This is a genomic window from Pseudomonas lopnurensis (assembly GCF_015070855.1).
Lineage (GTDB): Bacteria > Pseudomonadota > Gammaproteobacteria > Pseudomonadales > Pseudomonadaceae > Stutzerimonas > Stutzerimonas lopnurensis.
In genome coordinates, this window is sequence record NZ_JADDIX010000028.1 from 40,656 (window position 1) to 50,334 (window position 9,679).

General features: G+C 64.6%; 9 protein-coding genes. All 9 read left to right on the top strand.

The genetic code is table 11. From position 1 onward, the window contains the following. Positions 1 to 11 precede the first annotated feature (11 nt). Positions 12 to 767: an ABC transporter substrate-binding protein gene (locus tag IN820_RS06180; RefSeq protein ID WP_193680136.1), complete on the top strand. Its 756-nt coding sequence runs from the start codon at positions 12 to 14 to the stop codon at positions 765 to 767. 64 nt (positions 768 to 831) lie between these two features. Further along, positions 832 to 1,527, top strand: a complete 696-nt coding sequence (locus tag IN820_RS06185) for an ABC transporter permease (protein WP_193680137.1) — start codon at positions 832 to 834, stop codon at positions 1,525 to 1,527. Continuing rightward, complete coding sequence (locus tag IN820_RS06190) at positions 1,524 to 2,213, top strand: ABC transporter permease (RefSeq protein WP_193680138.1); 690 nt, start codon at positions 1,524 to 1,526, stop codon at positions 2,211 to 2,213. Before IN820_RS06185 ends, IN820_RS06190 begins: the two co-directional genes overlap by 4 nt. A gap of 171 nt (positions 2,214 to 2,384) precedes the next feature. Beyond that, positions 2,385 to 3,287: a D-hexose-6-phosphate mutarotase gene (locus IN820_RS06195; RefSeq protein ID WP_193680139.1), complete on the top strand. Its 903-nt coding sequence runs from the start codon at positions 2,385 to 2,387 to the stop codon at positions 3,285 to 3,287. Positions 3,288 to 3,644: 357 nt separating this feature from the next. Further along, positions 3,645 to 5,207, top strand: coding sequence for a type VI secretion system protein TssA (gene tssA, locus IN820_RS06200; RefSeq protein ID WP_193680140.1), 1,563 nt, complete (start codon positions 3,645 to 3,647; stop codon positions 5,205 to 5,207). A 17-nt stretch (positions 5,208 to 5,224) separates the two neighbouring features. Next, positions 5,225 to 5,731 (top strand): type VI secretion system contractile sheath small subunit, encoded by a 507-nt coding sequence (gene tssB, locus IN820_RS06205; protein ID WP_193680141.1) that lies wholly within the window; start codon positions 5,225 to 5,227, stop codon positions 5,729 to 5,731. A 26-nt stretch (positions 5,732 to 5,757) separates the two neighbouring features. Further along, entirely contained in the window at positions 5,758 to 7,236 is a 1,479-nt protein-coding gene (gene tssC, locus IN820_RS06210; RefSeq protein ID WP_193680142.1) for a type VI secretion system contractile sheath large subunit, read from the top strand. 7 nt (positions 7,237 to 7,243) lie between these two features. Next, positions 7,244 to 7,651 carry a type VI secretion system baseplate subunit TssE gene (gene tssE / locus IN820_RS06215; RefSeq protein ID WP_193680143.1) on the top strand — a complete coding sequence of 136 codons (408 nt, stop codon included), beginning with the start codon at positions 7,244 to 7,246 and terminating at the stop codon, positions 7,649 to 7,651. Positions 7,652 to 7,664: 13 nt separating this feature from the next. Then, positions 7,665 to 9,596 (top strand): PAAR domain-containing protein, encoded by a 1,932-nt coding sequence (locus IN820_RS06220; protein ID WP_193680144.1) that lies wholly within the window; start codon positions 7,665 to 7,667, stop codon positions 9,594 to 9,596. Positions 9,597 to 9,679 lie beyond the last annotated feature (83 nt).

Here is a 9,679-nt window from a genome sequence, read left to right on the forward strand (position 1 = left end):
GCAACACTCGCATGAAGAGCTATAAGAAGATCCTGCTGACCGCCGCTGCATCCCTGATCATCGGTACGCAAGCATTCGCCGCGGAAAAACTGCGGATCGGTACGGAAGGCGCCTACCCACCCTTCAACCTGATCGACGCCAGCGGCCAGGTGGTCGGTTTCGACCTGGACATCGCCCACGCCCTGTGCGCCAAGATGAAAGTCGAGTGCGACGTGGTCACGTCCGACTGGGATGGCATCATTCCGGCCCTGAACGCCGGCAAGTTCGACTTCCTTGCCGCCTCGATGTCGGTCACCGAAGAGCGCAAGAACGCCGTCGACTTCACCGACCACTACTACACCAACAAGCTGCAGTTCGTGGCGCCCAAGTCCAGCGACTTCAAGACCGACAAGGATTACCTGGACGGCAAGGTGATCGGCGCCCAGCGCGCGACCATCGCCGGCACCTGGCTGGAAGACAACCTGGACGGCGTGGTCGACATCAAGCTCTACGACACCCAGGAAAACGCCTATCTGGACCTGGCCTCCGGCCGCGTCGACGGCATCCTCGCCGACACTTTCGTGCAGTGGGAATGGCTCAAGAGCGACGCCGGCAAGAACTTCGAGTTCAAGGGCGAGCCGGTATTCGATGACGACAAGATCGCCATCGCCGTGCGCAAGGGCAACGACGAGCTGCGCGAGAACCTGAACAAGGCACTGGCGGAGATCATCGCCGACGGCACCTACAAGCAGATCAACGACAAGTATTTCCCGTTCAGCATTTACTGATCCAACCGAGCCGAAGCCCGGTCGCCAGCGCTCTGGCCGACCGGGCTTCGGTGTTTGAGCTTCTATGATTCCTGACCTTCACGGATTCGGTCCGGCCCTGCTCGCCGGCACCTGGATGACCATCCAACTGGCCCTCGCCTCCCTGGCGCTGGGGCTGGTGCTCGGTCTGCTCGGCGCCCTCGCCAAGACCTCGCCCTACAGCGCCTTGCGCTGGATCGGCGGCACCTATTCGACCATCGTGCGCGGCATACCCGAGCTGCTCTGGGTACTGCTGATCTACTTCGGCACCATCAGCCTGATTCGCGGCCTCGGCGAGCTGTTCGGCATCGCGAACCTGGCCCTCAGCCCCTTCGCCGCCGGCACCATCGCCCTCGGCCTGTGCTTCGGCGCCTATGCCACCGAGGTGTTCCGCGGCGCGCTGCTGGCGATCCCCAAGGGCCATCGCGAAGCCGGCCTGGCGCTGGGACTCGGCAAACGGCGGATCTTCATGCGCCTGATCCTGCCGCAGATGTGGCGCCTGGCCCTGCCGGGGCTGGGCAACCTGTTCATGATCCTGATGAAGGACACCGCGCTGGTCTCGGTGATCGGCCTGGAGGAAATCATGCGCCGTTCGCAGATCGCCGTGACCGCCAGCAAGGAGCCCTTCACTTTCTTCCTGGTAGCCGCCTTCATCTACCTGTGCCTGACCATCGTCGCCATGATCGGCATGCACTTCCTGGAAAAACGCGCCGGCCGCGGCTTCGTCAGGAGCGCCGCATGACCTGGGAAACCTTCATCAGATGGCTGCCGAGCTTCGTCGACGGCGCCTGGCTGACCCTGCAGCTGGTCGGCGTTTCGGTCGTCGCCGGCCTGATCCTTGCCCTGCCGCTGGGCATCGCCCGCTCGTCCCGGCATCTGGCGGTGCGCGCGCTGCCCTATGGCTATATCTTCTTCTTCCGCGGCACCCCGCTGCTGGTGCAGCTGTTCCTCGTCTACTACGGCATGGCGCAGTTCGATGTCGTGCGCCAGAGCGTGCTCTGGCCGTACCTGCGCGACCCATACTGGTGCGCCATCCTCACCATGACGCTGCACACCGCCGCCTACATCGCCGAGATCATCCGCGGCGCGATCCAGAACGTGCCCCACGGCGAAGTGGAAGCCGCACGCGCACTGGGCATGTCGCGCAGTCAGGCGCTGTGGCACGTCATCCTGCCGCGCGCCACGCGCATCGGCCTGCCCGCCTACAGCAACGAAGTGATCCTGATGCTCAAGGCCAGCGCCCTGGCCAGCACCGTCACCCTGCTGGAGCTGACCGGGATGGCGCGCAAGATCGCCGCGCGTACCTACCTGCACGAGGAAATGTTCCTCACCGCCGGCCTGATCTATCTGCTGATCGCCTTCGTCCTGATGCAGGGCTTCAAGCTGCTGGAGCGCTGGCTGCGAGTGGATGCCTGCCAGGGCCGCTGAACCGCGTGACCTGTAGGGTGGATCGCGCTTCACCGATCCACCGGGTGGCGATCCACCGAGTGGAGCCACGGTGGATGTGAAAGGCGACATCCACCCTACGCCGGGAGGCGGATGAAATCCCGCCTTGCGACCGTTGTCAGACGAACGTCCATTCACACTACGGGATCGCCCATGTCACTCGATATCCAACGCCTCGAAATGGACCAACTCGCCTGCTGGCGCATCCGCCGCGGCGATGACGAACTGCTGGTCGCCGAACAGGGCGCCCAGGTGCTCAGCTATCGCCAGGGCGACGCGCCCCCGATCATCTGGCTCAGCGAGGAAGCGGCGTTCCAACAGGGCCAGTCGGTACGCGGCGGTGTGCCGCTGTGCTGGCCCTGGTTCGGCGACCTGGCGCGCAATCCGCAGGCGGTGCAGGCCAAGTACAGTGGCGAGCAACCGGCGCCGTTCCATGGGTTGGTACGCGCTCTGGACTGGCAGTTGCGCGAGCAGCGCTGCGAAGGCGACACCGCCCTGCTCGAGCTGCACTGCCCGCAGGCGTTGGGCCAGTTGCCCGGCTGGCCGCATGCCGTGGAGCTGAGCCTGCAGATCCGCCTCGCCGATGATCTGCAACTGACCCTGACCAGCCACAACCGCGGCACCGAACCGGTTGCCATCAGCCAGGCGCTGCATAGCTACTTCGCCATCAGCGACATCCATCGGGTCGCCGTCGAAGGGCTCGCCGGCCAGCCCTACATCGACACCCTGGAAAACTGGGAGCGGCGCCAGCAGCAGGGCGACCTGCATTTCAACGGCGAAACCGACCGCATCTACCTCGACCTGCCCGACACGCTCACGCTCGTCGACCCCGGCTGGAACCGTCGTATCCGACTCACCAGCACCGGCTCCTCCTCGGCCGTACTGTGGAACCCCTGGATCGCCAAGGCACAACGCCTATCCGGCTTCGCCGACGAGGCCTGGCAGCGGATGCTCTGCATCGAAACGGCAAATGCGATGGACGATGCGATCGTACTGCAGCCCGGTCAAAGTCATCTTATTGGCGTTAAACTTCAGGCACTTATCGCTTCGCTATAACAACTACCCACAACTTTCCGTGACGTAATAGCTATTTACCTGTAAGCATTCACCTACATACATATATCTCATTTCGCACAGCGCTAGTTACCCGAACACGCATTTAGCGCGCGCCTTCAAATTAGTTCCACAAAGACCCGCTGAATATCTACCAATGTTACAGGGGTCACACTTCCAGCCTTGAACGGCGCACTCCCCACGTCTAGGATGCCCATCCCATAAGGGCCATGCGCAACTAATTGCACAACTGAAGTGTGCAAGAAGTTGCGCACCCTCTCTCGCTGAAACATATCTTCATATATATGAAGATGCGTTTCCGAAGTTCACGGACAGAACTCGCGCGTCACGGACGACCCTATGCACGCCAGCGCACTCAGCAAGCATTATCTCGAACTTGCCAGAAAGCCGGTCAACGACAGCAACTTTGCCGGTGACGATATTCGCTACAGCAGCGAATTCGAACTGCTGGAAGCCGAACTGGCCAAGGCCGGGGCGCTGCACCATACCACCGGCATCGACTGGCAGAAGGTCCGCGAAGGCAGCGAGATGCTGCTCGCCTCGCTGTCCAAGGACCTGCGCGCCGCCGCCTGGCTCACTTGGAGCCTCTACCAGCGCGAATCCTTCGCCGGGCTGCAGGCCGGCCTGAACCTGCTGCACTACCTGTGCAGCAACCATTGGGCCGAGCTGCACCCGCGCAAGCCGCGCACCCGTGCAGCGGCCATCAACTGGCTGCTGCCACGCCTGGAACAGACCCTTTCCGAAGACGTGCCGGTGGGCGAACAACTGACGCTGTTCCGCAGCCTGGCCGAACAGCTGCACGCGCTGGAACAATGCCTCTCCGACCACCTCGGCGAAGACGCCCCCCTGCTGCTGCCGTTGTGCCGCCAGCTCGACGGCATGGTCAAGCGCGCCGGCCAGGGCCAGCCGCAACCCGGTTCGGTCGGCGCGGCCATCGCTCAGGTCAAACAGGTCGCCAGCCAGGTGTTCAACCCCGGTTCGCCGATCGAGAACGACAAGGAAGCGCTCAAGGCCATGCGCAGCCTGCAGGAACAGGCGCGTCCGCTGGCCGCCTGGTGGCTCAGGCAGCGTGCCAGCGACCTGCGCCCGCTGCGCCTGGCGCGCACCCTGCTCTGGCTGGGCATTGACAGCCTGCCGGAACACGACGCCGAGCAGATCACCGCGCTGCGCGGCGTGCCGGCCGACAAGCTGGCCAGCTACCGCGAGCGCTTCGCCCAGGGCCTGTATGCCGACCTGCTGGTGGATCTGGAAGCCAGCACCGCCCGCGCCCCGTTCTGGCTGGACGGTCAACGGCTGGCCTGGGAATGCCTGCAGGAACTCGACGCCGAGCAGGCCATGCGCGAGATCGAGATCCAGCTGGCGCTGTTTCTGCAGCGAGTGCCGCGCCTGGACGAATTGCGCTTCCACGACGGCAGCCCCTTCGCCGATGTCGAAACCCGCGCCTGGATCAGCGGCCGGGTCATGCCCCACGTACAGCCCATGCAAGCCGCCCGGCAGGAACAGCCCAGCGCCAGCGCAGGCATGCAAGCGCCCTGGGAAGACGCCCTGCAGCAGGCGCTGCCGCTGCTGCGCAAGGACGGTCTCAAGCCCGCCGTTCAGCAGCTCAAGCAGGGCCTCGTCCGCGCCCGCGGCGCGCGCGAACGCTTCCACTGGCAACTGTCCCTCGCCCGCCTGTGCTACCAGGCGAAGAAATACGAGCTGGCCAAGACCCAGCTCGAGACACTCGACCAGCAGCTCGAGGCCAGCGGCCTGGGCGACTGGGAACCCGATCTCGCCCTCGAGGTGCTGCGCCTGCTGCACAGCTGTTGCGAGCTGCTGCCGCAGAACCACGCCGTACGTGAAAGCAAGGATGAGATTTACCGCAGGCTGTGCCACCTCGACCTCGAAGTGGTGCTGGATTAACCGCAAAGGAGAACCCCATGGCCAAAGAAGGCTCGGTTGCACCCAAGGAACGCATCAACGTCACGTTCAAGCCGGCCACCGGCAACGCCCAGGAAGAAATCGAACTGCCCCTGAAACTGATGGTGCTCGGCGATTTCACCCAACGCGCCGACGAACGCAAGATCGAAGACCGCAAACCCATCGCCATCGACAAGAACAGCTTCGACGAGGTCCTGGCCAAGCAGGAGCTGAGCCTGACCTTCGGCGTGTCGAACCGCCTGCAGGACGATGCCGGCGACGACGAACTGCCCGTGCAGTTGAACATCAACTCGATGAAGGACTTCAACCCGGCCAACCTGGTCGAGCAGATCCCCGAACTGAAGAAACTGATGGAACTGCGCGACGCGCTGGTCGCCCTCAAGGGCCCGCTTGGCAACGCGCCGGCCTTCCGCAAGGCCATCGAGAGCGTGCTCGCCGACGACGACTCGCGTGAGCGCGTACTCGGCGAGCTGGGCCTGGCGGCCCAAGAAAAACTGGATGCCTGAATTCACCGACAAGGAAGCTGACCCACATGACCACTAGCGCAGCCGCCGTCGAGCGCGGCACCGACCTCGCCGAAGCCGGCATCCTCGACCGCATCATCGCCGAAACCCGCCTCACCCCCGGCGACGAGGCCTACGACATCGCCAAGCGCGGCGTCTCCGCCTTCATCGAAGAACTGCTCAAGCCGCACAACAAGGAAGAGCCGGTCAAGAAGGCCATGGTCGACCGCATGATCGCCGAGATCGACGCCAAGCTCAGCCGGCAGATGGACGAGATCCTCCACCACCCGCAGTTCCAGGCCCTGGAATCCTCCTGGCGCGGCCTCAAGCTGCTGGTGGACCGCACCAACTTCCGCGAGAACATCAAGCTCGAACTGCTCAACGCTTCCAAGCAGGACCTGCTGGAAGACTTCGAGGACAGCCCGGAAATCGTCCAGTCCGGCCTCTACAAGCACATCTACACCGCCGAGTACGGCCAGTTCGGCGGCCAGCCGGTGGGCGCGCTGATCGCCAACTACTTCTTCGACCCCAGCGCCCCCGACGTCAAGGCCATGCAGTACGTGGCCAGCGTCGCCAGCATGTCCCACGCACCCTTCGTCGCCGCCGCCGGGCCGAAGTTCTTCGGCCTGGAAAGCTTCACCGGCCTGCCCGACCTCAAGGACCTGAAGGATCATTTCGAGGGCCCGCAGTTCGCCAAGTGGCAGAGCTTCCGCGAACAGGAAGATGCCCGCTACGTCGGCCTCACCGTGCCGCGCTTCCTGCTGCGCAACCCCTACGACCCGGAGGACAACCCGGTCAAGAGCTTCGTCTACAAGGAAAACGTCGCCGGCAGCCACGAGCACTACCTGTGGGGCAACACCGCCTACGCCTTCGCCAGCCGCCTGACCGACAGCTTCGCCAGGTTCCGCTGGTGCCCGAACATCATCGGCCCACAGAGCGGTGGCGCGGTCGAGGACCTGCCGCTGCACCACTTCGAGAGCATGGGCGAGATCGAAACCAAGATCCCCACCGAGGTGCTGGTCTCCGACCGCCGCGAATATGAACTCGCCGAGGAAGGCTTCATCGCCCTGACCATGCGCAAGGGCAGCGACAACGCCGCGTTCTTCTCCGCCAACTCGGCGCAGAAGCCGAAATTCTTCGGCAACACCGAGGAAGGCAAGACCGCCGAGCTGAACTATAAACTCGGCACCCAGCTGCCCTACCTGTTCATCGTCAACCGCCTGGCGCATTACCTGAAGGTGCTGCAGCGCGAACAGATCGGCGCCTGGAAGGAGCGCACCGACTTGGAGCTGGAACTGAACAAGTGGATTCGCCAGTTCGTCGCCGACCAGGAGAACCCCAGCTCGGAAGTGCGCAGCCGCCGTCCGCTGCGTGCCGCCCAGGTCAACGTCAGCGACGTGGAAGGCGAGCCGGGCTGGTACCGCGTCAGCCTCAGCGTGCGTCCGCACTTCAAGTACATGGGCGCCGACTTCACCCTGTCGCTGGTCGGCAAGCTGGACAAGGAGTGACCGCGGCATGACGGGATACGGCAGCCTGTTCGAGCGCCTCGGCGGCGAAGCCGGCCGGCGCGCCGGCTGGAGCCGCGAGATCGCGGCCATGGCCTCGGTGGCTGCCCACCTGTCGAAGATGCTCAGCACCCGGGCGGGCAGCGTGCAGACACTGCCCGACTACGGGCTGCCCGATCTGAACGACATGCGCCTGTCGTTGCACGACTCGCTGCAACAGGCGCGTGCCGCCATCGAACGCTTCATCGAAGCCTACGAACCCCGTCTGAGCCAGGTGCGGGTGGTTTCCCTGCCCCGCGACCACGACCTGCTGCGCCTCGCCTTCGCCATCGAAGGCCTGCTGGAAGTGGACGGCATCAAGCGCCCGGTCAGCTTCTCCGCCAGCCTGGACGGCAGCGGGCAGGTGAAGGTCAGCTAACAGGAGAACACGGATGTCCGGAAAACCCGCCGCCCGCCTGGGCGATCCCACCGCCTGCCCCGACAAGGGCCATGGCACCAATCCCATCGCCAGTGGCTCGCCCGACGTGCTGTTCGACGGTCTGCCCGCCGCGCGCCAGGGCGACCTGACCGCATGCGGCAGCGTGCTGACCGGCAACGTGATTCCCAACGTGCGGATCAACGGCAGGCCCGCGATCACGCTGGACAGCCTCGGCGACCACGGCAACGTGGTGATCGGCGGCTCGGGCACGGTCATCATCGGCACCAGCCATACCCCAGCCCCCTTCGTGCCACCCGAGCCGCTGAATATCGCCAGCGCCGCGCGCGCCATGCCGGCCAGCCCCGCGTTGCCCCAGCCGCCGGCCACGCCCCTGGCCCGCGCCTGGCAGGAAGAACCCGGCGACCTCGCCCCGCTGGGGCTGGAAGAAGAAGGCGAAGAAGAAGAACTGGACGAGAAGCCGCAGCAGCAGGTGCGCCAGGCCATCACCCTGCGCATCGGCGTGTTCTTCGACGGCACCGGCAACAACCTGGCCAATGCCGCCGTCACCGAGCAATGCCGCCACGACGACCTGCAGTTGGTGGGCGAGCGCACCCTGCAGGAAGTCATCGACTACTGCCAGCGCCATGGTTTCAGCGACAGCAACGGCGACGGCTATTTCACCCAGGCGCCCGACGGCAGCTACGGCAATGCGCCGAGCAATGTGGCGCGGTTGTTCGACCTGTATCAGGACGACGCAACACGAAGCCTGCGCAAGGACGAGAGTACCGCCAGCCTGAAGGCCTATCTGGAAGGCATCGGCACCAGCAGTGGCGAAGCCGACTCGCTTTACGGCCAGATCACCGGACGAGGCGATACAGGAATACAAGCGCGGGTGAGAGAGAGCCCGGTTGAAATCCAGAACCAACTGGATCGTCTCTTGCGTAACAACCCCCACCTGCAAATCGACACCCTGGAATTCGATATCTTCGGTTTCAGCCGCGGTGCGGCGGCAGCCCGGCATTTCGCCAACGAACTGCTCAAACCCGGCGGCGGCGTATTGGCGGGCACCCTGCAATCCGGTCAGTTCGGTTTGGTCGACAACTTCGACTGGGCCACCCATGCCCGGATCAACTTTATCGGCCTGTTCGATACCGTGGCCGCCGTGATCGACCCGCTGAACGGCGACTACGATCCGGCCAACCACCTCAACCCCGGCATCAACCTCTATCTGCCGCCCGGCTGCGCGCGCAAGGTGCTGCAACTGACCGCCCGCGACGAGAAGCGCTGGAACTTCGCCCTCAACAGGGTCGCCCCCCACCACCAGGAAATCAGCCTGCCCGGCGCGCACTCGGATATCGGCGGCGGCTATCGCCCCCTGATGCTCGAACGGCTGCTGCTGAGCCGCCCGCTCAGCTCCACCGTCCCGGCCGATACGCCCCTCGAGCATACCTATGCCTCGCGCGAGACCTGGCGGCAATATCACCACTGGAAAGCCCTCGGCCTGCCCGACGAAGCGCTGGAGGAACCCAGGGTCTGGGCCAGTCGCAAACCCGTATTCCGCGAGCGCGGCTTCCAGCGGCCGCCGGAGGACGTGGTCTACGGCCTGCTGCCCATCGAACGTCGGGTGCGTGGCGAGCTGTCGCTGGTCTATCTGCGGATTATGCGGGAGCTGGCTGTGCAATACGGCGTTCCGTTCGATTTTATCGACGAACAGGAAAGCGCAACCGCAATACCCCACGAGCTTCAGAAAATTGCCGATCAGTTGCTGGCCTATGCCCAAGGAGGCCGGTACGGTCTGGACGAGGAAGACGAGCGCCTGCTCTGGTCACGCTATATCCACCTCTCCGCCCACTGGACACCCAGCAGGGGCCTGCTGATCAGCAAGCCCGCGCCCAACGTCCGCCTGGCCTACAACAACAAGCCACAGCAGGGTTATCCCGAATGAGAACCGTCCTGCTTGCCTGCGCGCTATTCCTGCTCGGCGGCTGTGCCACCAGCCAGGGCCAGCCCGGATTGCCCTATCGTGCC

Excerpts from the sequence above, each read along its gene's own strand:
- IN820_RS06190 (WP_193680138.1), top strand. The coding sequence starts at position 1,524 with ATGACCTGGGAAACCTTCATCAGATGGCTGCCGAGCTTCGTCGACGGC.
- IN820_RS06185 (WP_193680137.1), top strand. The coding sequence starts at position 832 with ATGATTCCTGACCTTCACGGATTCGGTCCGGCCCTGCTCGCCGGCACC.
- tssA (WP_193680140.1), top strand. The coding sequence starts at position 3,645 with ATGCACGCCAGCGCACTCAGCAAGCATTATCTCGAACTTGCCAGAAAG.
- tssE (WP_193680143.1), top strand. The coding sequence starts at position 7,244 with ATGACGGGATACGGCAGCCTGTTCGAGCGCCTCGGCGGCGAAGCCGGC.
- IN820_RS06180 (WP_193680136.1), top strand. The coding sequence starts at position 12 with ATGAAGAGCTATAAGAAGATCCTGCTGACCGCCGCTGCATCCCTGATC.
- IN820_RS06220 (WP_193680144.1), top strand. The coding sequence starts at position 7,665 with ATGTCCGGAAAACCCGCCGCCCGCCTGGGCGATCCCACCGCCTGCCCC.
- tssC (WP_193680142.1), top strand. The coding sequence starts at position 5,758 with ATGACCACTAGCGCAGCCGCCGTCGAGCGCGGCACCGACCTCGCCGAA.
- tssB (WP_193680141.1), top strand. The coding sequence starts at position 5,225 with ATGGCCAAAGAAGGCTCGGTTGCACCCAAGGAACGCATCAACGTCACG.
- IN820_RS06195 (WP_193680139.1), top strand. The coding sequence starts at position 2,385 with ATGTCACTCGATATCCAACGCCTCGAAATGGACCAACTCGCCTGCTGG.